Source organism: Streptomyces sp. NPDC002851, from assembly GCF_053591935.1.
In genome coordinates, this window is sequence record NZ_JBSFUT010000018.1 from 54776 (window position 1) to 81128 (window position 26353).

At 69.7% G+C, this 26353-nt stretch carries 34 protein-coding genes and 4 pseudogenes; 23 read left to right on the forward strand and 15 right to left on the reverse strand.

Annotation, left to right across the window (positions count from 1 at the left end):
* Window positions 1–122 precede the first annotated feature (122 nt).
* Entirely contained in the window at window positions 123–641 is a 519-nt protein-coding gene (locus ACWD10_RS20255) for a WXG100-like domain-containing protein (RefSeq protein WP_451092812.1), read from the forward strand.
* A gap of 304 nt (window positions 642–945) precedes the next feature.
* On the opposite strand, the gene ACWD10_RS20260 is transcribed toward ACWD10_RS20255, so the two are convergent.
* The 3 genes from ACWD10_RS20260 to ACWD10_RS20270 form a co-directional block, all read right to left on the reverse strand.
* The gene (locus tag ACWD10_RS20260) at window positions 946–1992 is read right to left on the reverse strand and encodes a fatty acid desaturase family protein (protein WP_451092814.1); all 1047 of its coding nucleotides are present in this window, start codon (window positions 1990–1992) and stop codon (window positions 946–948) included.
* Between the two features lie 135 nt (window positions 1993–2127).
* A complete protein-coding gene (locus ACWD10_RS20265) occupies window positions 2128–2349 on the reverse strand; it encodes a hypothetical protein (RefSeq protein ID WP_451092816.1) in 222 nt (73 codons plus the stop codon).
* 77 nt (window positions 2350–2426) lie between these two features.
* Complete coding sequence (locus ACWD10_RS20270) at window positions 2427–2969, reverse strand: hypothetical protein (RefSeq protein WP_451092818.1); 543 nt, start codon at window positions 2967–2969, stop codon at window positions 2427–2429.
* A 122-nt stretch (window positions 2970–3091) separates the two neighbouring features.
* Here ACWD10_RS20270 and ACWD10_RS20275 point away from each other — a divergent pair, with 122 nt between their 5' ends.
* The 3 genes from ACWD10_RS20275 to ACWD10_RS20285 are packed head-to-tail and all read left to right on the forward strand — an operon-like array spanning window position 3092 to window position 4091.
* A complete protein-coding gene (locus ACWD10_RS20275) occupies window positions 3092–3508 on the forward strand; it encodes a hypothetical protein (RefSeq protein ID WP_451092820.1) in 417 nt (138 codons plus the stop codon).
* A 20-nt stretch (window positions 3509–3528) separates the two neighbouring features.
* A complete protein-coding gene (locus ACWD10_RS20280; RefSeq protein WP_451092822.1) occupies window positions 3529–3885 on the forward strand; it encodes a PRC-barrel domain-containing protein in 357 nt (118 codons plus the stop codon).
* Between the two features lie 35 nt (window positions 3886–3920).
* Complete coding sequence (locus ACWD10_RS20285; protein WP_451092824.1) at window positions 3921–4091, forward strand: hypothetical protein; 171 nt, start codon at window positions 3921–3923, stop codon at window positions 4089–4091.
* A gap of 25 nt (window positions 4092–4116) precedes the next feature.
* Here the strand turns inward: ACWD10_RS20285 and ACWD10_RS20290 are convergent, their stop codons facing one another.
* Window positions 4117–4608, reverse strand: a complete 492-nt coding sequence (locus tag ACWD10_RS20290) for a DUF5994 family protein (RefSeq protein WP_451092826.1) — start codon at window positions 4606–4608, stop codon at window positions 4117–4119.
* Window positions 4609–4875: 267 nt separating this feature from the next.
* On the opposite strand from ACWD10_RS20290, the gene ACWD10_RS20295 reads away from it, so the two are divergent.
* From ACWD10_RS20295 to ACWD10_RS20305, 3 genes are all read left to right on the forward strand, one after another.
* Window positions 4876–5445, forward strand: a complete 570-nt coding sequence (locus ACWD10_RS20295; RefSeq protein ID WP_451092828.1) for a DUF5994 family protein — start codon at window positions 4876–4878, stop codon at window positions 5443–5445.
* 4 nt (window positions 5446–5449) lie between these two features.
* A complete protein-coding gene (locus tag ACWD10_RS20300; RefSeq protein WP_451092830.1) occupies window positions 5450–5704 on the forward strand; it encodes a hypothetical protein in 255 nt (84 codons plus the stop codon).
* A gap of 85 nt (window positions 5705–5789) precedes the next feature.
* Window positions 5790–6062: a hypothetical protein gene (locus ACWD10_RS20305; protein WP_451092832.1), complete on the forward strand. Its 273-nt coding sequence runs from the start codon at window positions 5790–5792 to the stop codon at window positions 6060–6062.
* Window positions 6063–6301: 239 nt separating this feature from the next.
* Here ACWD10_RS20305 and ACWD10_RS20310 read toward each other — a convergent pair.
* A pseudogene (locus tag ACWD10_RS20310) lies at window positions 6302–6472 on the reverse strand (DUF5994 family protein); the annotation flags it as partial.
* Between the two features lie 415 nt (window positions 6473–6887).
* Here ACWD10_RS20310 and ACWD10_RS20315 point away from each other — a divergent pair.
* The 5 genes and pseudogenes from ACWD10_RS20315 to ACWD10_RS20335 all read left to right on the forward strand — a co-directional run.
* Window positions 6888–7184 (forward strand): annotated as a pseudogene (locus tag ACWD10_RS20315) (DUF5994 family protein); the annotation flags it as partial.
* Window positions 7185–7529: 345 nt separating this feature from the next.
* Window positions 7530–7955, forward strand: coding sequence for an STAS domain-containing protein (locus ACWD10_RS20320; protein WP_451093017.1), 426 nt, complete (start codon window positions 7530–7532; stop codon window positions 7953–7955).
* On the forward strand, window positions 7952–8623 hold the full coding sequence (locus tag ACWD10_RS20325; RefSeq protein WP_451092834.1) for a hypothetical protein: 672 nt from the start codon (window positions 7952–7954) through the stop codon (window positions 8621–8623). Before ACWD10_RS20320 ends, ACWD10_RS20325 begins: the two co-directional genes overlap by 4 nt.
* Complete coding sequence (locus ACWD10_RS20330; RefSeq protein ID WP_451092836.1) at window positions 8583–9359, forward strand: ANTAR domain-containing protein; 777 nt, start codon at window positions 8583–8585, stop codon at window positions 9357–9359. The genes ACWD10_RS20325 and ACWD10_RS20330 overlap by 41 nt, the downstream gene beginning before the upstream one ends.
* Before the next feature lie 80 nt (window positions 9360–9439).
* Window positions 9440–10156 (forward strand): GAF and ANTAR domain-containing protein, encoded by a 717-nt coding sequence (locus tag ACWD10_RS20335; protein WP_451092838.1) that lies wholly within the window; start codon window positions 9440–9442, stop codon window positions 10154–10156.
* A 97-nt stretch (window positions 10157–10253) separates the two neighbouring features.
* On the opposite strand, the gene ACWD10_RS20340 is transcribed toward ACWD10_RS20335, so the two are convergent.
* From ACWD10_RS20340 to ACWD10_RS20360, 5 genes and pseudogenes are all read right to left on the reverse strand, one after another.
* Window positions 10254–10733 carry a sigma factor-like helix-turn-helix DNA-binding protein gene (locus ACWD10_RS20340; RefSeq protein ID WP_451092840.1) on the reverse strand — a complete coding sequence of 160 codons (480 nt, stop codon included), beginning with the start codon at window positions 10731–10733 and terminating at the stop codon, window positions 10254–10256.
* A 51-nt stretch (window positions 10734–10784) separates the two neighbouring features.
* Window positions 10785–11096 carry an ANTAR domain-containing protein gene (locus tag ACWD10_RS20345; protein ID WP_451092842.1) on the reverse strand — a complete coding sequence of 104 codons (312 nt, stop codon included), beginning with the start codon at window positions 11094–11096 and terminating at the stop codon, window positions 10785–10787.
* Window positions 11097–11112: 16 nt separating this feature from the next.
* Window positions 11113–11469 carry a PRC-barrel domain-containing protein gene (locus ACWD10_RS20350; RefSeq protein WP_451093019.1) on the reverse strand — a complete coding sequence of 119 codons (357 nt, stop codon included), beginning with the start codon at window positions 11467–11469 and terminating at the stop codon, window positions 11113–11115.
* A gap of 192 nt (window positions 11470–11661) precedes the next feature.
* Window positions 11662–11871, reverse strand: a pseudogene (locus ACWD10_RS20355) (ANTAR domain-containing protein); the annotation flags it as partial.
* Between the two features lie 82 nt (window positions 11872–11953).
* Window positions 11954–12235: a hypothetical protein gene (locus ACWD10_RS20360; protein WP_451092844.1), complete on the reverse strand. Its 282-nt coding sequence runs from the start codon at window positions 12233–12235 to the stop codon at window positions 11954–11956.
* A gap of 383 nt (window positions 12236–12618) precedes the next feature.
* On the opposite strand from ACWD10_RS20360, the gene ACWD10_RS20365 reads away from it, so the two are divergent.
* From ACWD10_RS20365 to ACWD10_RS20390, 6 genes are all read left to right on the forward strand, one after another.
* The gene (locus tag ACWD10_RS20365) at window positions 12619–12831 is read left to right on the forward strand and encodes a hypothetical protein (protein WP_451092846.1); all 213 of its coding nucleotides are present in this window, start codon (window positions 12619–12621) and stop codon (window positions 12829–12831) included.
* Between the two features lie 117 nt (window positions 12832–12948).
* Complete coding sequence (locus ACWD10_RS20370) at window positions 12949–13116, forward strand: hydrophobic protein (RefSeq protein WP_451092848.1); 168 nt, start codon at window positions 12949–12951, stop codon at window positions 13114–13116.
* A gap of 92 nt (window positions 13117–13208) precedes the next feature.
* Entirely contained in the window at window positions 13209–13382 is a 174-nt protein-coding gene (locus ACWD10_RS20375) for a CsbD family protein (protein WP_451092850.1), read from the forward strand.
* Between the two features lie 317 nt (window positions 13383–13699).
* On the forward strand, window positions 13700–14056 hold the full coding sequence (locus ACWD10_RS20380; protein WP_451092852.1) for a PRC-barrel domain-containing protein: 357 nt from the start codon (window positions 13700–13702) through the stop codon (window positions 14054–14056).
* A 39-nt stretch (window positions 14057–14095) separates the two neighbouring features.
* Window positions 14096–14266 carry a hypothetical protein gene (locus ACWD10_RS20385; protein WP_451092854.1) on the forward strand — a complete coding sequence of 57 codons (171 nt, stop codon included), beginning with the start codon at window positions 14096–14098 and terminating at the stop codon, window positions 14264–14266.
* Window positions 14267–14456: 190 nt separating this feature from the next.
* Window positions 14457–14594 (forward strand): zf-HC2 domain-containing protein, encoded by a 138-nt coding sequence (locus tag ACWD10_RS20390; protein WP_451092856.1) that lies wholly within the window; start codon window positions 14457–14459, stop codon window positions 14592–14594.
* Here the strand turns inward: ACWD10_RS20390 and ACWD10_RS20395 are convergent.
* Complete coding sequence (locus ACWD10_RS20395; protein WP_451092858.1) at window positions 14573–14851, reverse strand: recombinase family protein; 279 nt, start codon at window positions 14849–14851, stop codon at window positions 14573–14575. The genes ACWD10_RS20390 and ACWD10_RS20395 overlap by 22 nt on opposite strands.
* Window positions 14852–14990: 139 nt before the next feature.
* Window positions 14991–15413 carry a secondary thiamine-phosphate synthase enzyme YjbQ gene (locus tag ACWD10_RS20400; RefSeq protein ID WP_451092860.1) on the reverse strand — a complete coding sequence of 141 codons (423 nt, stop codon included), beginning with the start codon at window positions 15411–15413 and terminating at the stop codon, window positions 14991–14993.
* A 118-nt stretch (window positions 15414–15531) separates the two neighbouring features.
* Between ACWD10_RS20400 and ACWD10_RS20405 the strand changes: the two genes are divergently transcribed.
* Window positions 15532–16275, forward strand: coding sequence for an SDR family NAD(P)-dependent oxidoreductase (locus ACWD10_RS20405; RefSeq protein WP_451092862.1), 744 nt, complete (start codon window positions 15532–15534; stop codon window positions 16273–16275).
* A gap of 202 nt (window positions 16276–16477) precedes the next feature.
* A complete protein-coding gene (locus ACWD10_RS20410) occupies window positions 16478–17575 on the forward strand; it encodes an NAD(P)-binding domain-containing protein (RefSeq protein WP_451092864.1) in 1098 nt (365 codons plus the stop codon).
* 50 nt (window positions 17576–17625) lie between these two features.
* Here the strand turns inward: ACWD10_RS20410 and mltG are convergent, their stop codons facing one another.
* A complete protein-coding gene (gene mltG / locus ACWD10_RS20415; protein WP_451092866.1) occupies window positions 17626–18474 on the reverse strand; it encodes an endolytic transglycosylase MltG in 849 nt (282 codons plus the stop codon).
* A gap of 110 nt (window positions 18475–18584) precedes the next feature.
* Window positions 18585–20552 (reverse strand): ABC transporter ATP-binding protein, encoded by a 1968-nt coding sequence (locus tag ACWD10_RS20420; protein ID WP_451092868.1) that lies wholly within the window; start codon window positions 20550–20552, stop codon window positions 18585–18587.
* Window positions 20553–20668: 116 nt separating this feature from the next.
* On the opposite strand from ACWD10_RS20420, the gene ACWD10_RS20425 reads away from it, so the two are divergent.
* The 3 genes from ACWD10_RS20425 (at window position 20669) to ACWD10_RS20435 (ending at window position 25850) form a co-directional block, all read left to right on the forward strand.
* Complete coding sequence (locus ACWD10_RS20425) at window positions 20669–21127, forward strand: MarR family winged helix-turn-helix transcriptional regulator (protein ID WP_451092870.1); 459 nt, start codon at window positions 20669–20671, stop codon at window positions 21125–21127.
* A gap of 106 nt (window positions 21128–21233) precedes the next feature.
* Window positions 21234–24170 carry an FAD-binding and (Fe-S)-binding domain-containing protein gene (locus tag ACWD10_RS20430; RefSeq protein WP_451092872.1) on the forward strand — a complete coding sequence of 979 codons (2937 nt, stop codon included), beginning with the start codon at window positions 21234–21236 and terminating at the stop codon, window positions 24168–24170.
* Between the two features lie 171 nt (window positions 24171–24341).
* Complete coding sequence (locus tag ACWD10_RS20435; protein ID WP_451092874.1) at window positions 24342–25850, forward strand: Gfo/Idh/MocA family protein; 1509 nt, start codon at window positions 24342–24344, stop codon at window positions 25848–25850.
* 60 nt (window positions 25851–25910) lie between these two features.
* On the opposite strand, the pseudogene ACWD10_RS20440 reads toward ACWD10_RS20435, so the two are convergent.
* Window positions 25911–26231, reverse strand: a pseudogene (locus ACWD10_RS20440) (C4-dicarboxylate transporter DctA); the annotation flags it as partial.
* Between the last annotated feature and the right edge of the window lie 122 nt (window positions 26232–26353).

Here is a 26353-nt window from a genome sequence, read left to right on the forward strand (position 1 = left end):
GATTCGCAGTCGGGCTCCGCCTCAGGGCAGGGGATGATCCGTGCCTCCATGGGGATGGTGGAGGTGATGCGGGGAGCTCGGGATACTGCCATCGGCCTGTCCGGCGGGGCTCGGGCGGCAGCATGGGCGACCTGGGAGCCTGCTGCTCACAGAACTACCTCGGCCTGGGCCAGGAGCTTCCCGAAGTGGTCGGCGAGACAGCCTGGTACGACCGGTACGCGCCCGGCGGTCGCAATGAGCGGTTCCGCGGGTCGGTGGACAAGGTGCGCGATGTGGCCAGCTCCTGGCGTCACGCCAAGAAGCTGATGCTGAACTTCCTCGAAGACTCGCAGACGTACGCATCCACGGCGAACAAGTCCCACTGCGGGGAAGCCGCTGACGCCTTCGACCGCTACTTGCGGAACTGCGTTGGCTTCGGCACCCCACCAGAGCAGGCTCAGCAGGACGAGCCACTGGTGGCGAACCTGGTGGCCGCGTGCAGCCAGCTGGCCAAGGCGTGCGAGCGGTACGCCGACCACATCGAGGCCGCCCTGGAGAAGATCGTCCATCACGACCTGGACATCTTCGAGTTCGACGCCCCTGGGACGATCCGATGTTCGGGGGCAGCGGCTACGACGGCGGCCTGCTCGACGCTGTCCTGAGCGATCCGTACATCCACCGGCTGCGGAATGTCGCGCACGCCCTCGACGCCTCCCAGGGGCGCGTGAGGCTGCCCGGCGGCGGGACGACCCCCGCTTCCCCGCACCCCCGTTGCTGCTCCTCCCGCTCGTACCGGTTGCTCCGGCGCCGCTGCTGCTCGCCTCCTGCACCGAACAGCCCCCACAGCATCGCGCGCCTGAGGAGGGCCGCGCCTTCTACGATGCCTCGGAGGAAGCGGTGTGCTCCTTGCCACCCGGCTCCTTGACGGCAGCGGTTCGTCGGTGTCGGCCCCATCTCTGGTGGAGTCTAGGCGGGGACACGGGCGTGCCGGATCGGGGCTCCGGCCCGGTGGAGGCTGGTGAGTGCCTGCCGGTAGGAGGTGATCAGTCCGGCCTCCAGGTAGTCCACGCCCAGTTCCTCGCAGTAGCGGCGGACGATGGTCTGGGCCTTGCGCAGGTGAGGGCTGGGCATGCTGGGGAACAGGTGGTGCTCGATCTGGTAGTTCAGCCCGCCGAGCGCGATGTCGGTGAACCAGCCGCCGCGCACGTTGCGTGAGGTGAGCACCTGGCGGCGTAGGAAGTCCGGGCGGTCCTCGCCGGTCAGGATCGGCATGCCCTTGTGGTTCGGGGCGAAGACGGAGCCGAGGTAGACGCCGAAAAGGCACTGGTGGACGGCCAGGAAGGCGATCGCCATGCCGGGGGGCAGCACCAGGAACAGCGCGGTCAGGTAGACCGCGAAGTGCGCGAACAGCAGCGTGCCGTCCAGCGTGCGGTGCTTGAGCGAACGGTTGGCCAGCGCCTTCACGCCCGACACGTGCAGGTTGAAGCCCTCCAGCGTGAGCAGCGGGAAGAACAGGACGGCCTGCCAGCGGCCGATCAGGCGGGGCAGCCCCTTGGCGGCGCGAGCCTGGTCCTGGGACCAGACCAGCAGGTCGGGGATGAGGTCGGGGTCGAGCTCTTCGTGGTTGGGGTTGGCGTGGTGGCGAGTGTGCTTGTCCTGCCACCAGCCGTAGCCCATCCCGATGCCGGCGTTCCCGGCGATCCGCCCGGCTCGCTCGCTGGCCTTGCGCAGGCGGAACACCTGACGGTGGGCCACATCGTGGGCGACCAGGGCGACCTGGCCGAAGACCAGGGCGAGGCAGGCGGCGACCGCCAGCGTCCACCAGTTGTCGCCGATGAGTACGAAGGCGGTCCAGCCGCCGGCATAGAGCGCGGCCACCGCCGTGATCCGGGCCGCGTAGTAGCCGGGGCGGCGGCCCATCAGCCCGGCATCGGTGATCTTCTTCGACAGCCGGGCGAAGTCACTGCCGGACGCGTGCGGGGGCGGGGGGCGAACCGCGGTTGGCGTAGTCATGGTGATGAATCCTTTCCGTTGCAGGTGGGCGCATGACCCGGGCCGTGTTCCGGTGTCTGGGGGATGTGCCGTGGTCGGGCCGCGCCGGGCGTTACCGCCGCCGGCCGTGGCGTGGAGCGCGGGCCTCCGACTTCGCTACGGGCGCATTCCGCGCGCCATCGGGGATGGAGTTCGTAGGGCAGGGCATCGCTTTGAGGGCATCGCTTTGAGGGTGTCGACGGCGAGGAGCGCGTCGAGCGGCCTGCGCGGTGTCCAGGCGTCCTCGCCCGGGGCACGGCGTTCGTGCGCCTGGTCGAGTTGGGGGGCGGCGTCGTGGTCGATCTCCCCGGCGGCCACGGCCAGGGCGTGCGGGCCCATCAGGGTGGCGTGCGGTTAAGGCGGGATTGAGGGACATGGGTCCTCCTCGCGGCGGAGTGCGGGCGCGTGGCCCGGTCTCACAGCGCGATGTATTCGCGGATTCTGCCCCGCACCATCGGTCGGGGGGTGCCAATGGTCAGGGGAAGGGTGGGGAAGCGGTTGGCCAGGGCGGCGGGGGTGAGCGGCGGACTGAGTGGCAGGGCGACCTTGCCGTCGGTGTCCTCCTGCCACAGGCCGTTCTGGACCTCGCGGACGCGGGCGACCTGGCCGTCGACGACGTAGACGACGGCGCGCAGGAGTGGGCGCTTGTCCTTGGCGACGGTGAACCACATGCGGTCGGCGTCCCGCTGGGCCGGGCTGTCCTCGCCCTGGCCGGTCTCGCCGCTGAGCCGCCCGTCCGGGGCGACCTTTGCGGTGTGGATACCGCGGTAGATGACCATGATCACGTCGATGGCGCGTTCGCGGGCGCGCACGGTCTTGGGGTCCAGGTCCAGCAGGGCGGCGGCCTGGCTGACCCCGCCGGCTCTCGCCACGATCGCGCGGATCATCGCCGCGTGCTCCTTACGGAGCTCGTTCTGCCGGGCTTCTATGGTGCGCAGCCGATCAAGAAGATCGCGCATGCCAGTCCTTCATTGCATGGGCCGGAGGCCCTTGCCGTCCATTTGTCCTCTCTTTCCGCGCTGCTGTCAAAGACAGGGAACCGACCGGAGACCGTCCACGAACGGCCGTCCCGAGCCACGGCATGCGTAAGACGAGCCAACCGCCGGTCCTTTCCGGGCTGCTCGACCTGGACAGCCTCGTCCCGCACTCCGGAACCGGTCGGGACAGAGGGCGGGGAAGGACGGTGCTGCTGTTCTTGGCCGGTCTGGCCATCGCCCTGCTCGTCGACTTCCTGCTGTTGATCTACCTGCTCACCCGGCTGCCGCGGGTCCATCCCGGCCGACGTGCGGTCGTGGTCCCCGGCCTGATCGGTGCCGGCGGCTTCGAACTGCTCAAGCTGCCGCTGACCGGCTACTTGCAGGGCGTCGCGGTGAAGACCATGGATACCGTCACCGCCCGAGGGCGCAACGCAGAGATTCCCCAATACCCTGGAAGGGCAAAGGGCTACCGTCCCGGCGGGCTGCGACTATCCGTGAACGGCTCACACCGGCCCGGGTGAACGGCTCAGGAGGATAAGCCATGATCCATGCAGCCAATGTCCGTGAGTGGCGCAACCACAACGTCGTCGACCCAAAGGGCCACAAGATCGGCGTGCTCGAAGCGATCTACGTGGATACCACCACCGACGAACCGGCCATGGCCACGGTCCGGACCGGACTCCCCACCCGTCACCGCCTGGCCTTCGTCCCCCTCGACGACGCGATCCTCGGGCCGGACTACATCAAGGTCTCCTACGCCAAGGCGCTGGTGAAGAAGGCGCCTTCGGTCGGTATGGATGACATCCTGCCCGCCGAAGCAGAGGAAGCGATCTTCCAGCACTACGACATGACCTACCAGGCGGGCGCAGGCGGCGAGCGGCAACTCGCGCGCCGCTGACCACCCATGCTCAGTCCAAAGGAGGTGTCGGCTCCATGGCCCTCTTCCTGTTTCTCGTTCTTGTGGCCGTCGTGTTGGGAATCGTCGGCGTGGTAGCGGAAGGGCTGTTCTATCTGCTGATCATCGGCATCGTGCTCTTCGTAGCCGCTCTGGCCTTCATCGGTGTGCGTTGGTCTCGGCGGACGGGGCGGCGCCCCAGCCGATGACAGCGACAAGGAGCCCGTCTGCGGGTCAGCCGCTGGACTCGCCAGGCGCGGGATGGGTGCCGGTCTCGATGAGGATCTGCTCGGCCTGGGTGGCGTCGTCGGCGTTTACGGACCTGGCCATCGCGGCGCGTGCAGCGTCAGGCGCCGTGTCCGGTGGGACTACCAGCAGGGAGAAACGGTCCCGATCGCCTCGGGTGATGAGGACGGTGTCGTCACCGACCGGGGAGGAGACGATATGCACGACCCGGTCCTCGACCATCAGCCGTGTCGGCAGTTCCTCCCAGGCAGTGGCGTCCAGACCGACGCGGGTGACCGGCCCAAGATGCTTGGTCAAAGCGCCGATCAGCGAGGGAAGCTCGGCACCGATGTCGTGGGATCGCGGCCACCATGCGCCGTCCAGGATTCCCCCGCGGGCATGTGTCGTCTCCAGCCTCAGCAGAGCCGTCCCGGGCCTCACGGACTGGTGGATCGCATCCGGCAGAAGCCTGGGAGTGTCAGGGGTGTCGGGGTCGGCCATGGTGTCCACCCGTCTGCGAGGGCAGTGCGTCCGCGATACGAAGTGACCTTGCCAACTCACCGTACTGCAGGTACGGGAGGCGCGGGCGACCCGCGCCAGCAGCTCCGGATCTGAGAATGTCTGGTCACGCGTACGTCCCGCGCACCGCCGACGGCGTAGGGTGAACGCACCGGGAGTATCTCGCACACCGGCTTCCACGTCGGCGTCGTTCTCGGCGAGCAACAACACCGGGACGTCGAAGACGAGCCCCGGGGACGGGTCCGCGCCATGACCGCGACCATCGACCGTACGATCACCAATGAGCCCGTGGCCCCACCACCGGCCCGCCTGTCTCTGACCCCGGCGGGGCCGGTTCCAGGTCTGCTGGACGGTGCCTGGTGGCCTCGCTCCCGCGATCTCTCCCGTGAACTCCCCGCTCTGATGGACGTGTTGGACGCGCGCTGGGGCCGAATCACGCGTGTCGCGGTGAACCCGGCTCACTGGCCCGTGATCCCGCGCAAGGTGCCCGTGGCGGGGCACACGGTGCGCGTGGGCTGGTTCGCCGGCGAGCAGGACCCGCACAAGCTGCTCCTGCTTTCCTACACCGCAGGCCGCTGGGACCTGCTGATCATCCCCCCGGAGACGGGCGCGGCCGCCGCCGCCCGGCTGATGTCCGCCGCAGCCACCCCTGGGGGCCTCCTCACCGCCAGCCGTCTGATGGCGAGCGAATTGACCACCCGTGGCGCGAGGGAGACGCTGAGAGGGGCAGAGGAGCGGGAGACCGACGGCGGGCCCGCCTCAGCGGCATCCGGGAACCCGGACCCGACCGGACTCCTCAGTTCCGCCCCGAGGATGTGAGGACGTGGAGACCGTCATCACCGTGTTCGCGATCATCGCCATGATCATCCTAGGAGTGCTGCTGATCCGTCGGCTCAACGGCATGCACGACGAACGGATCTCAGCGTTCCACTACAGCAACGTCCTGCCAGGGATCGGCCGGCGGGGCCGGAAGGGCCGACCGTCGGCACGGCCGGCCGGATCGACAACGTCACGGCTGACCGTGCGCGCCCCGACGCGGGCCGAGGACGCCCCAGACACGCGGACCGGCGAAGCCTGAAGCGATGCCCCGGGGCGGGTGCGGCCGGGCACCGCCGCCCCGGCCCCGTGGACTCCTGATCGGTGCCCGGCACGAGGCAGCAACCATGGCAACACTCCACGAGCGGAAGCACTACCGCGAAGCGATCATGAAGACCCTGTACGAGGCCACGGAAGGCAATCGCCTCCTCGGCGTCACCGGGGCGAAGCTGCGCGACGACCTCCACATGCCTGAGCAGGACCTGGCCGCCGCATGCACATATCTGGTGGGCGAGGGGCTCATCACCGTCGACTGGGCCCAGGGAAATACACCCGCGATGATCATGCTGACGCATCGGGGAATCCGGCTCATGGAGGCGGAGGAGGAGGAACGCGGCTGACGCGGCGCGGGCTGGATCCGGGCACCGGAAGGCCGCCAGGTCAGGGGCCTGATCCGCATCGCGGGTCGGGTCCCTGACTCGTTTCTGGCCCCCTTTTGGGAGCCGTTGGGGGGCCAACTTCTAGATCCGGCACCCAGGGAGCCACGGAGAGAACGCCTCCGGACGTCCCTCAAGCGGAGGTGATCCCGGTAGCAGCCGATGCGAGCGAAGGGGCCAAGGCGTTCGGTCAGCGCGCGGATCAAGCCGGGCAGCTGGGTTTCGAGGTCCCGGGATCGCGGCCACCACGCGCCGTCGAAGGTCCCGTCACGGCGGGGTGTCGTCTCCATCCTCAGTACGGCCACCCCGGGGACCGCCTGATGGGCCTGGGTGTCCGCCAGCAGCATCACGGGAGGCGTGGGGTCGACGGTCATGACACACCGCTCGCTCCGGGGCGCGGCAGCAGTCGCTGCGGGTCCCGCTCGGCCATCGGCCAACCCTCGTTCAACGTATGAGCGTTGGTGGGTTGCTTCTTCAGCAAAGTGTGTTCGCGGTCATGGTGTGACCTCGCCCCGGGCAGGGCCGGTCCGGTGACTCGCCGAGAACGACACGGGTGTCCGGGCCCGTGCACGCAGAGCCCTCGACACTGCCGGCCTACTCGTGGCCGCTGTTCCTCCGGACAAGCGCGGCCTGCTCAGAAGGGAACGGTCAGGCAGTCGTGGTCGGGGCTACCGCAGGAGTACGGTCGGTAGTTGTTGGGGGTATTTCCCGGTCGGCTTCCATGTCGGCATCTCTCTCGGTTCGACAGCACCGGGCCGGGCACGACAGGTCCGGGGACAGGTCGACACTATGACGTGGCCACGCTCCCGGGACCTCACTCGTGAACTTCCCGCTCTGACCGACCTGTTGGACCCGCTGTGGGGCCGCATCACGCGCGTCACGGTCAACCCGACGTACTGGCCAGCCGTACCGCGCAAGGTCCCCGTCAACGGCCATGTGGTCAAAGTGAGTTGGTTCCGCGCCGAGCAGGACCCGCACCAACTCCTCTTGCTCTCCTACCACGTAGGGCGCTGGGACCTGCTGACCATCCCCCCGGAGACCGGTGCGGCAGCCGCTGCACGGCTCATGGCCGCCGCCTGCGATCCTCGGGCATGCGCGAGCCACCGCGCTTTTGCACCGTCCACATCCTGGGATCGGGCAGCTTCGAGCCTCCCATCGAACGACGCGGGGACTACGCTGCTGTGTAGACGTCCCAGACCCCGGCGGCATGCTGTTGCTGAACGCAGATGGCTGCGGGGTGCGGACTCTTCGTCTGTCACCCGGCGCATCCCTGGAGGGAACTGGGTGGGTCTTCTGTCCTGCTGCGCAGGCTGTCCGACCGGCCGTTGCTCTGCCTCCGCCGAAAATACGCCCCTGCCGGGAGCGCGCCCACAGGGCCGGAACTCCGGCCCACCGTGCCCGCTGCCGGATGGTCTTCCGAACCGAGGCATCATGCCCTTGCCACAGCTCACCGTCCACCGCCATGACCGAAGGACACGGGCGCTGATCACCCTGGCCGGTGAAATCGACCTCGCATCCGCGCCGTTGGTGCGCGTGTCCCTGGAACGGTGCCTGCGGGACGGTATCCGCACCATCGACGTCGACCTCACCCCCGTCACCTTCTGCGACTGCAGCGGACTCACCGCATTCCGCCACGCTGCGCAACAGACCACCGTGGTCGGCGGGACCCTGCGACTGCACCATCCGTCGCCGACGCTGGCTCGGATTCTCGACCTCACCGGCTGCGGATTCCTCCTCCTCGGCCCGCCGTTCGGCCTCCTGCCACCTCCTCTCGGTGACACCCCGGCCGCGCCCGCCCCAGCCCCGCCGCACGGGTCTGTCCAGTTGGTGCCTGTCCTCTCGGGTGATGTGCGATGACGGCCGAACCCGGGCGGGGACAGCCACGGAAGCCGGGGGACGGCGAGCCCTCCGCCATGGCTCCGGCGCGGCTGCGTCGGCTGAACCGTTGGCTGGTGGAGGACCTGCGTGAGGATCTGGCGGATCTGTACGTGGAGTCCCGCGCAACGGCGCCGGCTGATCCATACCGCCGTCCCAGCCGCCAGAACTTCCTGACCCGTCTCACCACGGACATGCGCCGACCGGGATTCGGCATGGTGATCGCCGAGATGGACGGACTGATGGGATGCGCCTTCGGATTCCCGGTACGCGGCGACGGCTCCTGGTGGTCCGGCCTCGACGGAGCATTGCCGCGCAGCATCGAGCAACTCACGGTGTCCAGCAAGGTCTTCGCGTTGGGTGACATCCTGATCCGGCCGCACCCGCAGGACCGGGGCCTCGCCCGTCGTGTGCAGGAGCGGCTGCTGACCGACCATCAAGCATCGCTCGGCGCCACCTTGGTGGACCTGGCCGATCGCCCAGCCCTCGCTGCCCTCCGCTCCTGGGGGTGGCTGGACATCGGAGAGCTACGCAGGCCGACGGGCGCCACCACGTTCCGCGCGCTGGTACTTCCCCTCGGGGAACGCACCACGGCGAGGCTGGAGGACCTTGTCACGACGCCTGGAGGCGGTGGCCCGGGTGGGCCCTGACAGCCGGTCGACCCGCATTCGGATGCTGGTGGCCGAGCAGGCGGCCCGACGAGGTGCCCGGGTCGGTGTGGTGGACGTGTGCACCGCGGCCGTGGCCGCGCTGCCGGTCGGCGGGGCCGGGCTGTCGGCAATGTCCCGGACCGGGGCGAGCCACCCGCTGTGCAGCACCGACGACATCAGCAAGCAACTGGAAGAGCTCCAGCTCACGCTGGGCGAGGGGCCCTGCGTGGACGCCTTCCTGCACGGCTCGGCCGTACTGACACCCGATCTGCTCACCCGTGACCTGCAGGACCGTTGGATGGTGTTCGCCGAGGCGGCCCTGGAAGCCGGGGCACGCGCGGTGTTCGCGCTCCCTCTGCAGATGGGGGCGATCAGCCCGGGAGTTCTGGACCTGTACGCCCACGTTCCGGTCCGGTTGAACGGAGAGGAACTGGCGGACGCGTTGGCGTTCGCCGATCTCGCGACTCTGGTGCTGCTCGCCGCACGAATCGACGAGTCGGGCGGGCCGCGCGGTGGCCCCGTCGAGGACCTGGGCGCGTACCGGGCGGAGATCGACCAGGCCAGCGGCATCCTGACCGTCCAGCTCGGCGTCGGCATCGAAGAAGCCTTCGTCCGGCTCCGCGCCTACGCCTATGCGCAGGGGCGCCGGCTCGCCGACGTGGCCGCGGACGTGGTGGCCCGTCGGCTCCGTTTCTCCCCGGACGCGGAGCCGGACCAGGCCGAGGAGGAAACCTGACGCAATCGGTGCCGACCGAGAAACGTGCCGTACTTCCCGCCCCTTCAAGCAGGGACTAGTCTCAATCAAGGGTGCCCACGATGGACCAACAGCTTCTGGCCAAGACCTTCGTCGAGCTGGCCGACAATCTGGTCGCCGACTTCGACCTCATCGACTTCCTGCGCCTGCTGACCGACCGCTGCGTCGGCATGCTCGACGCGAGCGCCGCCGGGGTCCTGCTCGCCGACCGGGACGGCAAACTCCGCGTCATGGCCGCCTCCGACGAACAGGTACGCCTGCTGGAACTCTTCCAGCTCCAGAACGACGACGGCCCCTGCCTCGAGTGCTTCCGCACCGGCGCACCGGTGATCGTCCCCGACCTCGGTACGATGACCGCCCGCTGGCCGCGCTTCGCGGCGGCGGCCCACCGCAGCGGATTCGGGGCCGTCCAGGCCCTGCCCATGCGCCTGCGGGACGAGACCGTGGGCGCTCTGAACCTTTTCCGCGCCGCGCCCGGCCCCTTCAACCCGCCCGCCACACTCATCGCCCAGGCGCTGGCCGACGTCGCCACCATCAGCCTGCTGCAACAACGCACCGCCCACCGCAGCACGGTGCTCAACGAACAGCTGCAGACGGCGCTGAACAGCCGGGTGCTGATCGAACAGGCCAAGGGGAAACTCGCCGAACGCCAGGGCATCGACATGGAACAGGCGTTCAGCGCGCTGCGCGGCCACGCCCGCTCCCACAACCGGCGCCTGGCCGACGTGGCCCGCGCCTTCATCGACGACTCCGAACCCCTCACCGGGCTGGGGTCCTGACCCACGCCCCGGCGGGGGACCGTGACTGCTCTGCGCCGTCCTCGATCAGACGACGGTGGAGCCGCCCCAGTTCCGGTCATGACGTGGATCGCTCGCGTCAGCTCGGTGTTGGTCTTGGTCCAACTCCTGCTCGATGCGATCGTGGGCCTCGGCCATCACCTGGTCGCGCAGGCGCGCACAGGTGCGGATGATTCAGACGGGAGACGTGCATCTGCGAGAGACCGAGCTGCCGGGCGATGCGATCCTGCGTCATCTCGCAGAAGAACCTCATGTAGAGGATCTGCCGTTGGCGTTCGGGCAGCGCCCGCAGCAGCGAGCGGAGCGGCTCACGGTTGACGATCACGTCGAAGCCGGGCTCCGTGCCACCGAGAGTGTCGGTCAGTGGGTAGCTGTGCTCGGAACGGCCGGGTACGGCGTCCAGGGACACCGCGGTGAAGCTCTCCAGCGCCCCCTCGCCCAGCCGTACCTCCTGCTCCCACGGGCCGCCTACGGGCAAGGAACCGCACGACCGGTGTTTGAGATCCACGAGGCGGGCTACACAACAGACGCGTCCGACGGCCGTCCTGGACGAAGGCACCGGAGAGTTGAGCTGACAGCTCCCGGTGCCGTCCGCTGGGCACGTGCGCCGTCATCTCCGGTCCGCCGCATGGAGGCGCCTCAGTGCTCGATGCAGCTCCCGCTGTATCGGTTCCGGGAGCGTCCGGTCCTTCGTCGTGGCGACCAGAGCCGCGGCCACGTCACGGAGCTTGATGTTGCAGTGCTGCGACACGTCCACCAGGAGGTCCCAGGCCCGGTCGTTGGAATACGGCGTCAGGGCCATCACCATGCCGCGTGCCTGGTCGACCAGCACACGGCTCGCCAGCGCCCACCCCAACTGCTCGCTTCTGGCGCGCAGTTCGACGACCTCGGCCAGCAGAGCCGCGAGCCCCGCCGAAGGCACAGCCGTCCATAGGTGGTCAGCGGCGCGCCAGTTGCCGTTCTCCGGCCGCACCGGGCTTGTAGGCCAGTCCGTAGTGCTTGAAGATCGCTTCCTCCTGCTCTGCGGGCAGGACGTCGTCGGTGCCGATCGAAGGGGCCTGCTTCACCAACGTTCTGACATAGCCGACCCTGAGATACTCCGGCCCGGCGACCGCATCATCGAGAGGTACGAAGACCAGACGGTGCCGGGTGGGCAGTCCGGTCCGTACCGTGGCCATGGCCGGCTCATCGGTGGTGGTGTCCACATAGACCGCCTCCAGGACACCGATCTTGTGCGACTCGGTGTCGACGACATCGCGGTTGCGCCATTCTCGGACGTCGGCTGCGTGAATCATGACCTCTCCCTGCCTGGACGACTGGCCTGAGGGCCGTGAGGCGCACCCCTGGTTTTCCGCGTGAAATCGCCGCAGCGTACGACCCAGCGCCCGTTGCATCCGCTCCGGGAGCGGCTTGCCCTCCCAGGCGGCGACCAGGGCCGCGGCCACCTCCGGAAGTCCGGCGTCGCACTGCCGTGAGACATCCACCAGCAGGGTCCTGGCCGACCCGCGGCGGCAGGGGGTCAGGACCATCACCATGCCGCTGGCCTGGTCGATGACCGCACGGCCCGCCTGCGCCCGCCGCAGCTGATCGTTCTCGGCGCGCAGCGCGACGACGTCCTCTCCCGCAGGTGCGTTCCCCCACGTGGCCTCGGTCCGCAGATCCCACCAGTCCTGTTGGATCACGGTTGTGCGTTGCATGGCATGCACCCCTTGACGATCTCGACGTCCTTGCCTGGCTGGAGCCGTCCCGGAGCCGGTGGCTGCCGGCCCACTCCACGGGTCACCTGCGGTGTTCGTGGTCCCGACGGTCCTCGCGCCGCCAACGCGCCCGGTTCTGACGGCTGTAGCGGCGGTCCCAGCGTTCCCGACGATCCCGGCGCTCCCGGTAGTCCCGGTAGTCCCCGAGATCGGAACTGCCGCTACGGCTCCAGCCTCCGCCACGATCAAGGCCGTGGTGGGTGAGGCCGTAGACCAGTGCCGCCGCGGCCACCACCCACCAGATGGGATTGAGGAAGCCGAGGCCGAACAGGGCCGCGATGAGGACGAGAAGCAGGACGAACACGAAGGGCCTCCCCGGGAGCGTGACACAGCGTCGATACCGGGGACTGGGGCCTCACCCCACAGCGTAGTACTCCCCGAAGGTTGCGTATACCGGGCGACGTCAGCACGCCCTGCCCGGCATGGATGGCTACTTGACACCTGTCGGGGAACTGCTGCCAGGGCTAGCGTGGGACGTGCCGCCCCTGCCCCCGGCAGCGTCGCACCGCCAACGCGCTCCCTCAGAGGGCGCACCCTGCGCATCGGTGCCGGAACCCGCCGCGTCACGAGCGAGGCCGTTCCCGCACGCGCCCGTCGTCACGCGATCCCGGCGCACCCGATGCGCCCCCGAGCGGGCACCGATCTGCTGTCCGCCGCGTCGCGCGCATCCCACACCAGGCGGTACACATGTACGCGCTGATCGTTCCCGCTTCGACCCCCTTCGTCCTGCTCGCCACCGTGCTGGGCCTGTCCTGGTGGGAGGACCGCATCCTGCCGACGCCGCCGGCCGAGCCGGTCGAAGCCCTCGCCGAGGCTCCGTTCACCCCAGCGGCCCCTGCCCAGCCCCCAGAACTCCTCGGTGTCGACACTGCGTTGACAAGGGACGTTGCCGGGCGTTGACTGGCAGCACGGCGTAGGGCTATGCCACTCCGGATCATTCGGCCGCAGCATTCCACCTTCCCGCTTCGCCCAGACCCCGCGGAATCAAGGAAACCCCCGCGATCTGGAGGCCCGGCAATGTTCTGGATTCTTCTCCTTCTGCTGATCCTGGTGGTCTTCGGGTTCGGCTTCACGACGCAGATCCTGTGGTGGGTCGCGGCCGTCCTGCTGGTCCTCTGGATCGTCGGCTTCGCCATGCGCGGGCGCAGCGGTGGCCGCCGCCGGTACAGCCGCGGCCGCAGGTAATCCACTCCGCGCCCCATCTCACCCCGCGGGAACGACGGCCTGTACGGCGATCACGTCCGGGAACCCCTCCAACCGACACACAGAGGACAGTCATGAGCATCGGACAGACGATCAAGCACAAGACACAGGAATTCAAGGGCCGGATCACCGAACGCATCGGCCGGACCACCCGCAATCGGGGACTGCAGCGCGAAGGCAGGACCGACCGGGTCTCCGGAAGCCTGAAGCGGGCCGGCGACAAGGCCAAGGGCGCTTTCAGGCGCTGACCACATGTGCCCCGGGTGGTGCCCACGTCGAGTGGGCACCACCCGGCCGACCTCAACACTCAATGGACAGACAGGAATTGAGGGAAATGAAGCAGATCACCGTGCGAACCGAGAGCCAAGGAAAGCAGCCATGTTCACCGTCGCGATCAGCGGTCAGCGATCAGCGAGGCCACGGCCCCCTGCCGCGCGAGGGCACGACGCAGAGATGCGCGCCCGGATTAACCTGGAAGAACAAAGGGCTACCGAGCTCAGTGGGCGGCGACTGTTCGCAGGGGGCGGCTCGCACCGGCCCTGATCAACGGCTCAGGAGGCAGGCCATGATCCATGCAGCCGATATCCGCGAGTGGCGCAAGCGCAGCGTCGTCGACCCGAAGGGCCACAAGATCGGCGTACTCGAAGCGGTCTACGCCGACACCACCACCGACGAACCGGCCATGGCCACGGTCCGCACCGGACTCCCCACCCGCCACCACCTGGCCTTCGTACCCCTCGACGAGGCAATCCTCGGGCCCGGCTACGTCAAGGTGTCCCACACCAAGTCGCTGGTGAAAAAGGCGCCCTCGGTCGGCATGGACGACATCCTGCCCGCCGAAGCAGAGGAAGCGATCTTCCAGCACTACGACATGCCCTATCAGACGGGCGCAGGCGGCGAGCGGCAGCTCGCGCGCCGCTAGACCGCCCGCGCTCAGCCACCCAAGGGAGGCGTACGCGTCATGGCCCTCTTGTTGTTTCTCGTTCTGGTCGCCGTCGTGCTGGGAATCATCGGAGTGGTGGCGGAGGGATTGGGCTACTTGTTGATCATCGGCATCGTGGTCCTTGTGGCTGCGCTGGGTGTCGTCGCCGTCCGCTGGTCCCAGCGCACCGGTCGCCGCCCCCTCCGATAACGAACGACCCCCGGTACTCCGTGGAAGCCCAGAGTGCCGCCAGGCAGCCGAACCTCATTCGGGACGAAGAGGTCGTGGGTTCAAGTCCCGCCACTGGCGGCGCGGTCCCGATCACGTCGGCACCGCATCTCGTCCGTGTGCGCGTTCGTGAACGCGGCGCCGCTGGGCGGAGCCCAGCGAGCTGAACCGCATGCGGGTGACCAAGGTCCTGCAGGCGTACCTGGACGGAGAGACCGACGAACTGACCGCCCGCCGGGTCGCCGACCACGTCGAGGACTGCCGCCGCTGCGGTTTGGAGGCGACCGTCTACCAGGCGCGCATCTTGTAGCCGGTGTTGAGGCAGTCGACGACGTGACGGCCGAGCCGGTCGACCGCCGCGGCCACCAGGCCGTCGTGCGGACCCCTCTCGCCGCGCAGCCAGGGGCCAAGTTGCGGGCGGGTCATGGGGTCCGTCGCCCCGGGGACCTCCCAGTCGTCGGACCAGCCGATGATGTGGGCGCCCATCGAGGCGGCGGCCGCAAGGACGTCGCTGCGCTGGCGTTCCGGGGACGACGTGGCCGCCTTTACACGCGACAGACGACGCACGCCGAGCAGGCACTTCCCGCATCCGTCGTAGGGCCGAGGGCCGTTCGATCATTTCCAGGTCCGTACCGCTCAAGGTCGCTCCGTATCGAGCTCGCAGGGTACGGAGAAATGGCGGCCACCCCCAGGAAGACGATCTCGGTCAGCCCAGGAAGCTCAACCGCACCTGACGGTCGGGGTTGTCGACGTTCGTGTCCACCAAGCACACCGACTGCCAGGTCCCCAGTTCCAGGCTTCCGCCGACGACCGGCAGGGTCGCGTGGGGTGGGATCAGGGCCGGGAGTACGTGGTCGCGGCCGTGGCCCAAGGTGCCGTGGGCGTGGTGCCAGTGGTTGTCGGCGGGGAGGAGGGTGTGGAGAGTGGCAAGCAGGTCGTCGTCGCTGCCTGCGCCGGTTTCCAGGATGGCGATGCCCGCCGTGGCGTGCGGCACGAAGAGGTTCAGGAGGCCGTCGCGGCCTGCGGAGACGTCGCGGACGAAGGACTCGCAGTCGTGGGTGAGGTCGTGGACCGTTTCCGAACGGCCGGTGATCACCTGGAGGACACGGGTGCTGAATGCATGGGGCATGGGGGCATCGTCGCAGAGGCTTAGGACGTAATTTCCGCTCCGTGGTCCTTGGTCGGGTCCATGGTCGGGTCCATGGTCCTCGGTGGGTGGCTCGTCCGGGAGGGGTTCGGGAGGGGTTATGGGAGTGCTTGAGGGTAAAGCGGCCGTCGTCACGGGCGGGTCGCGGGGGATCGGGCGGGCGATTGTCGAGCGGCTCGCGCGGGACGGGGCACGGGTGGTGTTCAGTTATGGCCGCAATGCCGATGCCGCCAGCGAAGTGGTCCGGGGCGTGCGGGCCGGTGGCGGGCAGGTCTGGGCCCTCCGGGCGGATCTGGTCGAAGAGGGGGCGGCGCAGCGGGTCATGGACGAGGGTGAGGAGCTTCTGGGTGGGCTTGATGTGCTGGTGAACAACGCCGCGCTCGGGTTCACGCCCGCGCCGCTCGCCGAGATCGATGACGGGACGTTCGAGCGGGTCATGCGGGTCAACGCCATGTCGGCCTTCGTGACCGTGCGGCACGCGGCGCGCCGGATGCGGGACGGCGGGCGGATCGTCAATATCTCTTCGCTCAACACCGTGCGGCCCGCGCCCGGCAATGCGCCGTATGCCGCGAGCAAAGGCGCCGTCGAGCAGCTGACCCTCGTGGCGGCGCAGGAGCTCGGGCCGCGCGGGATCACCGTGAACACCGTGTCGCCCGGGGCCACCGATACGGATCTGCTGCGTGGCACCAACCCTCCCGAAGCTCTGAAGACGGTCGCCGAACTGACGCCGCTGCGCCGCCTCGGCGAGCCGTCGGACATCGCGGACGTGGTGGCGTTCCTGGCCGGGCCCGACGGGCGCTGGGTGACCGGGGCGAACATCCGGGCCGGGGGTGGCGTGGCCTAGGGTCCGGGGCGGGGCCCCGGGGGCCCCGGGGCCCCCGGGTCGCCCGGCCGACCCTGCCGGCCCTGGCGGCCCTGGCGGCCCTGGCGGCCCTGCCGACGATCCCCACGGGAAGATCCTTGGACCCTCGCGAGTTAGTAGAAGTGTGAACTATTTTGGGGTGCGAGAAGCCGGGGTATCCAAGGGATCCGAGGGTGTCGATGGTGTGACCCACCTCGACGTCGTCGTTGTCGGGGCCGGGCAGGCCGGGCTTTCCGCCGCCTACCATCTGCGGCGGACCGGGTTCGTGCCGGACCGGGACTTCGTGGTCCTCGATCACGCGCCCCGTCCCGGGGGCGCCTGGCAGTTCCGGTGGCCCTCACTGACGTATGGCAAAGTGCACGGCATGCACAGCCTGCCGGGGATGGAGCTGACCGGTGCGGATCCGGAGCGGCCCTCGTCCGAGGTGATCGGGGAGTACTTCGCCGCTTACGAGCGGGAGTTCGGGCTGCGCGTGCACCGACCTGTCAACGTGCGGGCCGTGCGTGCCGTGCGCGAGGGTGAGGGCGGGCGGCTGCTCGTCGAGAGTTCCGAGGGTACGTACGCCGCGCGGGCCGTGATCAGCGCGACCGGCACCTGGGACCGGCCGTTCTGGCCCCGCTATCCGGGCCAGGAGACCTTCCGCGGGCGGCAGTTGCACACCGCGCAGTACCCGGGGCCCGAGGAGTTCGCCGGGCAGCGGGTCGTCGTGGTGGGCGGGGGCACGTCCGGGGTGCAGCAGCTGCTCGAGATCGCGCCGTTCGCCGCCACCACGACCTGGGTGACCCGGCGCGAACCGGAGTTCCGGGAGAGCCGGTTCGGCGAGGAGCAGGGGCGGGCGGCCGTGGCCCTCGTGGAGGAGCGGGTGCGGCGCGGACTTCCGCCGAGAAGCGTCGTCTCCGTGACCGGGCTACCCCTGACGGAGGCCGTGCGGCGGGGGCGCGCGGACGGCACGCTCGACCGGCTGCCGATGTTCGACCGGATCACGCCGGACGGGGTGGAGTGGGACGACGGTCGGCGGGTCGAGGCCGAGGTGATTCTCTGGGCCACCGGGTTCCGGCCGGTGACCGACCACCTCGCGCCGTTGCGGCTGCGCGAGCCCGGGGGTGGCATCCGGCTCGACGGGACGCGTGCGGTGCGCGACCCCCGGGTCCATCTCGTCGGGTACGGGCCTTCGGCCAGCACGATCGGGGCGAATCGGGCGGGGAGGGCCGCCGTCCGGGACATACGTCAGCTTCTCGGGGAGCGGCAGTTTCTCGGGGAGCGGCGGGAGTTGGTGTCTTAAGGGGCTGCACCTAGGTCCTGTCGTCAAACTCCCGCCTCGTCACAGTCGCCTCACACGTCCGTCGGGCTTGCCTTCTTCTGTTCGCGTAGCCTGTTGAACTCCTCCACGTTGCGCTGCTGTTCCGCGTAGTCGGCCGTGAAGCGGGTGTCGCCGGGCTTGACGGTGACGAAGTAGACCCAGTCGCCGGGCGGTGGATCGACCGCGGCCTTGAGGGCGTCCTCGCCGGGGTTGGAGATGGGGGTCGGCGGGAGGCCGGTGCGCTCGTAGGTGTTGTACGGGCTGTTGATCTTGGTGTCCGCGGTCCCGGTGTCCAGAGTGGAGCGCTTCAGGGCGTAGTTGAGGGTGGAGTCCATCTGTAGCGGCATGCCGCGGTCGAGCCGGTTGTAGACGACCCGGGCCACCTTTCCCATGTCCTCCTTGGCCTCCGCCTCGGCCTGCACGATGCTCGCGATCGTGAGGGTCTGGTACACCGAGACCGCGTTCTTCTTCGCGCCCGCGGTGATGTGGTCCGCGGCGAGCTTCTTGTTCGCGGTCTCGACCATGTACGAGAGCATCGAGGCCGGAGTCCGCCGACCTTCGATCGGATACGTCGCCGGGAAGAAGTAGCCCTCCGGGTTGCCGGACGCCTCGTCGGGCAGCTTCAGGCCCGCCTTCTGGGCGGCCTGCCTCGTGGTGCCCGGCGCCACTTTGAGGGCCTTGTCCACGGCCGCGTACACCTGACCGGAGCGCCAGCCCTCGGGGATGAGCAGCGCCTCGGGCCGCTTGGCGCCGTCGTCCCGCAGGAGCAGCAGCGGTACGGCGACCGCGGCCCCGATCACGACGGCTCCGGTCACGATCAGCGCCACCTTCCCACGGCGGGTGAGCCTGATCTTGCCTTGGCGGGGGCTGTTGTTCACCATGCGGGCACGGTAACCGGAAGGCCACCCCATTTCGGGTATATCGGGCTCACCTTCATTCCGGAGCAGGGCACGCGTGCACGGCTGCTGCACGGCTGCGATGCCCCGGAACGTCAGTTCGCGGGTTCGAGCCGGGCGTCTCTGCGGACCAGCGCCGCGTAGCGTCCGTCGCGGTCCATCAGTTCCTCGTGCGTGCCCCGTTCGGCGATGCGGCCCGCGTCGAGGACCACGATTTCGTCGGCGCCGCGGACGGTGGAGAGCCGGTGGGCGATGGTGATGGTGGTGCGGTCGGCGGAGAGGGCGTCGATGGCTTGCTGCACCGCGTGTTCGGTGCGGTTGTCGAGCGCGCTGGTCGCCTCGTCGAGGATGAGCACGGGCGGGTCGCGCAGGATGGTGCGGGCGATGGCCAGGCGCTGCTTCTCGCCGCCGGAGAAGCGGTGGCCGCGTTCGCCGACGACCGTGTCGTACCCGTCGGGCAGGGCCGCGATGTGGTCGTGGATCTGGGCGGCGCGGGCGGCGGCGTGCAGTTCCTCGTCGGTGGCGTCGGACTTGGCGAAGCGCAGGTTGTCGGCGACCGAGGCGTGGAAGAGATACGTCTCCTGCGAGACGACCCCGACCGCGCGGGCGAGGGTGTCGAAGTCCAGGTCGCGCACGTCGACGCCGTCGAGCGTGACCCGGCCGCCCGTCACGTCGTACAGGCGTGGCACCAGATAGCTGAGCGTCGACTTGCCGGAGCCGGTCGGTCCGACGATGGCGAGGCTGCCGCCCGCGGGGACCTCGAGGTCGATGCCGTCGAGGACCGGGGCCACCGCAACCACCGATGCGGGGTCGGTGTCGGTGTCGCTGCCGGAAGCCGCGTCCACTCCCCCGCCCACGCCGGCCCGCACACCCTCGCTCTCGCCCTTGCCCTTGCCCTTGCCCAGGGACACGGCCGCGGGCGCGGACTCAGACGCGGACGCAGCCAGGGAGGGGGGCGGCACCGCGTCGTACCGGAACTCCACGTTCTCGAACCGGACTTGACCCTTCACCCGGTCCGGACGGGTCGGCTTCTCGGGCTCGCTGATGTCGATGGGCAGGTCGAGGTACTCGAAGATGCGCTGGAAGAGCGCGAGGGACGTCTGGATCTGGACGCCCGTCGAGAGCAGGCTGACGGTCGGCCGGAACAGGCCCTGCTGCAGCGAGACGAAGGCCACCAAGGTGCCGAGGGAGATCTCGGGGCCGCCCAGGTTCAGGGCGAGGCCCGCGGCCCAGTAGAGGAAGGCGGGCATGGCGGCCATGACGATGCCGATGACGGCCATGCGCCAGCGGCCCGCCATGTTGGAGCGGACCTCCAGGTCGATGAGGCGCTCGGACTCGTCGGCGAAGGACTTGGTGAGCGAGTCGGCGCGGCCCATCGTGCGGCCGAGCAGGATGCCGCTGACCGAGAGGGACTCGGTGACGGTGGCGGCCATGGCGGCCATCTGCTTCTGGCGCTGTGTGGCGATCTTCCTGCGCTCGCGGCCGACCCGGCGGCTGATCCAGACGAATATCGGCAGCAGGAGCAGCGAGACGACGGTCAGGCGCCAGTCGAGCGCGAGCATGGCGACGATGGTGGCGACGACGCTCGTGAGGTTGGAGACCAGGGACGTGGCCGTCGAGGTGACCGTCGCCTGCATGCCGCCGATGTCGTTGGCGATGCGCGACTGGACCTCTCCCGTACGCGTCCTGGTGAAGAAGGCGAGCGACATCCGCTGGAGGCGGCCGTAGACCGCGGTGCGCAGGTCGTGCATCACGCGCTGCCCGACCGTGGTCGAGATCAGGGTCTGGAGGACGCCGAAGACGCTGGTGACCACGGCGGCGAGGATCATGCCGAGGGCGAGCAGCGTGAGCAGGCCCGTGCGCCGCTCCGGGATCGCGGTGTCCAGGATCTCCTTCAACAGGAAGGGCGTGGCCACCGAGACGAGCGATGCGGCGGCGACGAGCAGCCCGACAAAGGCGAGGCGGCCGCGATAGGGGCGGAAGAGCCGGAGGATGCGGCGGAGTTGGCGGGGTTGCTCCGGATCAGGGGGCGGGGGCGTCCAGGTGGAGTCTTCGGGGTGCATGGGCCTCCTGACCGCGGGGGCAGACGATGACCGACGGGCGTGAACGATGACTCCGAGGAGCATAGCTCATTGTTACCTATATTCACAATGAGCTTTGTCCTGCTAGGCTCCGAGGCATGACCCCGGCCACCACAGGCTCCCCCACCGCCGACGCCGACGGCCTGCTCGCCGAGCAGCTGCTCCGGCTCACCCGCAGGCTGCACCGGATCCAGAAGCGCCATCTGGAGCCGATCGGCATCACGCCCGCCCAAGGCCGGTTGCTGCGCACCCTGGCCCACTTCCCCGAGCCGCCGCGCATGGCCGACCTGGCGCACCGCCTGGAGGTGGTGCCGCGCGCGGTGACGACGCTGGTGGACGCCCTGGAGGCGGCCGACTGCGTACGCCGGGCGCCGGACCCGGACAACCGCCGGGTGATCCGGATCGAGCTCACCGACGGGGGCCGCAACACCTTGCGGGCGCTGCGCAGCGCGCGGCGGGCGGCCGCGGAGGACATCCTGGCTCCGTTGACCGCCGAGCAGCGTGAGGTACTGGGCGGTCTGCTCTCCGCCCTGATGGACGACCCCGGGCGGTCCTGACACAGGCCCTGGCTGTACGGGCGGTGCTGACACAGGCCCTGGCCGTACCCGCGGTGCTGAGGTAGCCGTACACCACAGCGCCGTACACGACACCGAGGAGAGTGCGATGCCGCTGCTCGAGCCGGACCCCATGGCACTCCGTCCCGGCGCGCGGGAACACGGGCCGTCACCCGACCGGGTTCGGGACCAGCGCGCCGGGGGCACGCCGGAGCCGCTGAAGAGCGACCTCATCGCGCTGCTCGGTGCGGACAAGGTGCTGTGGAAGGTCTCGGACCTGGTGAAGTACGCCTCGGACGCCAGCCCTTACCGGTTCGTGCCGCAGGTCGTGGTGGTCGCCGAGGACATCGACGACGTCTCGGCGGTCCTGTCGTACGCGCATGGCAAGGGCCGCGAGGTGGTGTTCCGCGCGGCCGGTACGAGTCTCAACGGGCAGGCGCAGGGCGAGGACATCCTCGTCGACGTGCGCAGGCACTGGGCCGGTATCGAGGTCCTCGGCGGCGGCGCGCGGGCGCGGATCGCGCCGGGCACCACCGTGGTGCGCGCCAACACCACGCTCGCCCGGTACGGCCGGGTGCTCGGCCCGGATCCGGCCAGCGCGATCGCCTGCACGCTCGGCGGCGTGGTGGCGAACAACGCCTCGGGCATGACGGCGGGCACCACCCGCAACTCGTACCGCACCCTGGCCTCGCTGACCTTCGTCCTGCCGACGGGAACGGTGGTCGACACCGCGGAGCCGGACGCCGACGAGCAGTTGGCGCACGCCGAACCGGCGCTCTGTGAGGGCCTGTTGGCGCTGAAGCGGGAGATCGAGGCGGATCCGCAGCTGGTGGCGCGGATCCGGGCCAAGTACGAGATCAAGAACACCAACGGCTACCGCCTGGACGCCTTCCTCGACGGGTCGACACCGGTGGAGATCCTGCGTGGCCTGATGGTGGGGTCCGAGGGCACGTTCGGGTTCATCGCGGAGACCGTCTTCGACACGCTGCCGCTCGACCGGAAGGTGTCGTCGGCGCTGCTGTTCTTCCCGTCGCTGCCTGCGGCCGCGGCGGCGGTGCCGCTGTTCAACGAGGCGGGCGCGCTCGCCGTCGAGCTGATGGACGGCAATACGCTGCGGGCCTCGGTCCGCGTGCAGGGCGTACCGCGGGATTGGGCGCGGCTGCCCAAGGACACGACGGCGCTGCTCGTGGAGTTCCGGGCGCCGGACGAGGCGGGGCAGGAGGCGTACGAAGCGGCGGCCGCGCGCGCCCTCGAAGGGCTCGAACTCGTGCGGCCCGTCGACTCGGTGACCAATGAGTTCACCCGTGACCCGGGCACGATCGCGGGCTACTGGAAGGCGCGGAAGGCGTTCGTGACGGCGGTCGGCGGCTCGCGGCCGTCGGGCACCACACTGATCACCGAGGACTTCGCGGTGCCGCCCGCCAAGCTCGCCGAGGCCTGCTCGGCGCTCCTGGAGCTGCAGACCGAGCACGGCTTCGACGCCGCCGTGGCGGGGCACGCGGCGCACGGCAATCTGCACTTCCTGCTCGCCTTCGACGCGGGCAAGCCGGAGGACGTGGCGCGCTATGCCGCGTTCATGGACGAGTTCTGCCGCCTGACGGTGGAGCGGTTCGACGGCTCGCTCAAGGCCGAGCACGCCACCGGGCGGAACATCGCGCCGTTCCTCGAGCTGGAGTGGGGCCCGAGGGCCACCGCTCTGATGTGGCGGATCAAGCAGGTCATCGACCCGGACGGGGTGCTCGCGCCGCGGATCGTCCTGGACCGCGACCCGCGGGCGCACCTGCGCGGCCTGAAGACCATCCCGAAGGTCGAGGCGGTCGCCGACCCGTGCATCGAGTGCGGCTTCTGCGAACCCACCTGCCCCAGCCATGACTTGACCACCTCGCCGCGCCAACGCATCGTGCTGCGCCGCGAGATGATGCGGCAGACCGACGGCTCCCCGGTCGAGCTGGGGCTCCTTGAGGCGTACGGCTATGACGCCGTGGACACCTGCGCCGGGGACTCGACGTGCAAGCTGGCCTGCCCGGTCGGGATCGACACCGGCCTGATGATGAAGGACTTCCGGCACGCCCGGCACTCGCGGCGCGAGGAGCGAGTGGCAGCGCTCGCCGCGCGGAACTTCCGCTTCCTCGAGGCCGGGGCGCGCCTAGCGGTGGCGGTCGCCGACAAGCTGGACGACCGGGTCCTGACGGCGGTGACCCGCGCCGCCCGCAAGGCCGTACGCCCCGATCTGGTGCCGGAGTGGCTGCCCGGGATCCCCGGTGCGGCGCGCCGGAAGCTGCCGCGCACCTCCCGTACGGGCGCGAGCGCCGTGTACTACCCGGCGTGTGTGAACCGCGTCTTCGGCGGGCCCGAAGGGAGCGGGGATCCGTCCCTCGCCCAGGCGGTGGTGGCGGTTTCGGCGCGGGCCGGGAAGCCCGTGTGGATCCCGTCGGATGTGGGCGGCACCTGCTGCGCGACGATCTGGCACTCCAAGGGGTACGAGTCCGGGAACGCGGTGATGGCGAACCGTATCGTCGAGGCCGCCTGGGGCTGGACGGCCGGCGGGCGGCTGCCCCTGGTGGTGGACGCCTCGTCGTGCACGCTCGGCATCGCGCACGAGGTGGTGCCGTATCTCACCGACGAGAACCGGGAGTTGCACGCCGAGCTGACCGTCGTGGACTCGCTCGTCTGGGCGGCGGAGGAGTTGCTTCCGCATCTGCCGGTGGAGCACCGGATCGGCTCCGCCGTGCTGCACACCACCTGCTCGATGCGCCACCTCGGCGACGCGGACCAGCTGCGTGCCGTCGCCGAGGCCTGCGCGGACGAGGTGGTCACGCCCGACTCCGAGGCGTGCTGCGGCTTCGCCGGGGACCGCGGCATGCTGCACAAGGAACTGACCGAGTCGGCCACGGCACATGAGGCCGCTGAGGTCATGTCGCGGGCGTACGACGCGCATCTGTCGGCGAACCGGATGTGCGAGGTGGGGATGGAGCGGGCGACGGGGCGGGCGTACTACTCGGTGCTCATGGAGCTGGAGCGGGCTACGCGGGGGTGCGGCGCGTAGGTCTTTTCCCCGGTCCCGCCCCTTCCCGAAGCTGAAGTCCGCGCCCCGGTCCCCGCCGTCGAGAAGTCCAAGTCCCTGGCCACTTCCGTCTCTTGCATCCCGGTGATCGCGCCGTAAGGGTGGCTCCCGCCGTTGCACCACCCACGCACCGCAGACGCGTACGGAGGTCCCATGCACGACGAGAACGTGACGCCCGACCCCGAGCACACGGCCCCCGACGACCACCCTCGCCAGGACTCCGGCCAGGACTCCGACCAGGACTCCACCGGTTTCTCGCGCAGATCCGTGCTCCGTACCGCCTCCATAGCCGGGGCGGGCCTCGGGATCGGGACGTTCGCCGCCGGCACCGCTCAAGCGCGGGAAGCGGCGGGCGAGGCGACCGCGGCGAAGGCGAAGGCGGAGGCGGAGGCACCGCCCCGGCAGGGCGAGACCATGATCGGGGTGCCGTTCGAGGAGCGGTCCACGGTGCGCGTCGGGATCATCGGGCTCGGCAACCGCGGCGGCGGTGAGGTCGTGGGCATGCTCGACCTGTTTCTCGCGCTGCCGCAGGTCAAGGTGGTCGCGCTGTGCGACCCGGTGAAGGACAAGGTGGCCGCGGCCGCGAAGAAGGTGACGGACGCGGGCCAGCCCGCCCCGGCGACGTACACCAAGGGCGATCACGACTTCGAGAACCTCTGCAAGCGCACGGATCTGGACTTCGTGTACGTCGCCACGCCCTGGGACTGGCACGTCGAGATGGCCAAGTCGGCGATGCTGAACGGCAAGCACGTCGGCGTGGAGTGTCCCATCGCGATGGAGCTCGAGGAGCTGTGGGAGCTCGTCGATCTGTCCGAGCGGACCCGGCGGCACTGTATGCAGCTGGAGAACTGCTGCTACGGCAAGAACGAAATGCGGGTCCTGCGGATGGCGCACGGCGGCCTCTTCGGCGAACTGCTGCACGCCGCGGGCGCGTACAACCACGATCTGCGCGGGCTGATGTTCGACCCGGACTATTACGAGGGGCCGTGGCGGCGGCTCTGGCACACGCGGCTGCGCGGCGATCTCTACCCGAACCACGGCTTCGGTCCGACCGCCAACTACATGGACGTCAACCGCGGCGACCGGGTCACGCATATCTCCAGCTTCGGCACCCCGGCGCTCGGCCTGGCCGAGTACCGGAAGGCGAACATGCCGCCGGGCGACCCGAGTTGGAAAGAGACGTACATCGAGTCGGACCGGACGATCAGCCTCGTACAGACCGCGAAGGGCCGGGTCATCCGGCTCGAGCACGATGTCTCCACACCGCATCCGTACTCGCGCATCAACAGCCTCGGCGGCACCAAGGGCGTCTTCGAGGACTACGAGCCGCGGATCTATCTGGAGCCGGGGCACACGGACGACAAGTGGCACGACTTCGCGGAGTTCGCGGACTGGGACCACTGGCTGTGGAAGGAGCACTCCAACCCGCCCGGCGGGCACGGCGGCATGGACTACATCATGCTGTTCCGCCTGATGCAGTGCATGCGGCTCGGCCTGGTCCCGGACTTCGACGTGTACGACGCGGTGACGTGGACGGCGCCGGTGCCGCTGAGCCACGCCTCCATCAAGGCGAACGGCGCGCCGCAGGAGGTACCCGACTTCACGCGCGGCCTGTGGAAGAAGTCGCGCCCCGGAGTGGACTCGGAGAAGCCGGAGGGGTGAGACGGTGCGGGGTCCGGTCCGCCACTGTCGGGGGACGGACCGGGCCCCGCTCCGGTCAACTCACCCGGGGTACGCGCTCCTTGACCGGCTCTTCGATGGCCGGGGAGTTCTCCGTGACCAGCGTGGTCCTCGGCTCCTCGGCTCCTCGGCCTGTTCCGGTACGAAGGCGAGCTCGCCGGAGATGGCCTTGTGCGCCTTGTCGGTGTCGAGCGCGCCCTCCCAGCGGGAGACCACGAACACGGTGATGCAGTTGCCGAGCAGGTTGGTGGCCACGCGCATGGCGTCCATGATCCGGTCCACGCCGAGCAGCAGCGCGACCGCTCCGGCGGGGATGAGGAGGTAGATCGAGGCGCCGCTGGACGGCCGTGCCCACGTCGGGCCACAGCTTTCCGACCAGGACTCCGGACACCAGGGCCACGGCGACCTGGGCGAACATTGAGGTACGCAGCAAGCGTGCGGCGCGTCGCGGCAGAGGCGTGCTCCGAGAGGCGGGTGGCCGCGCC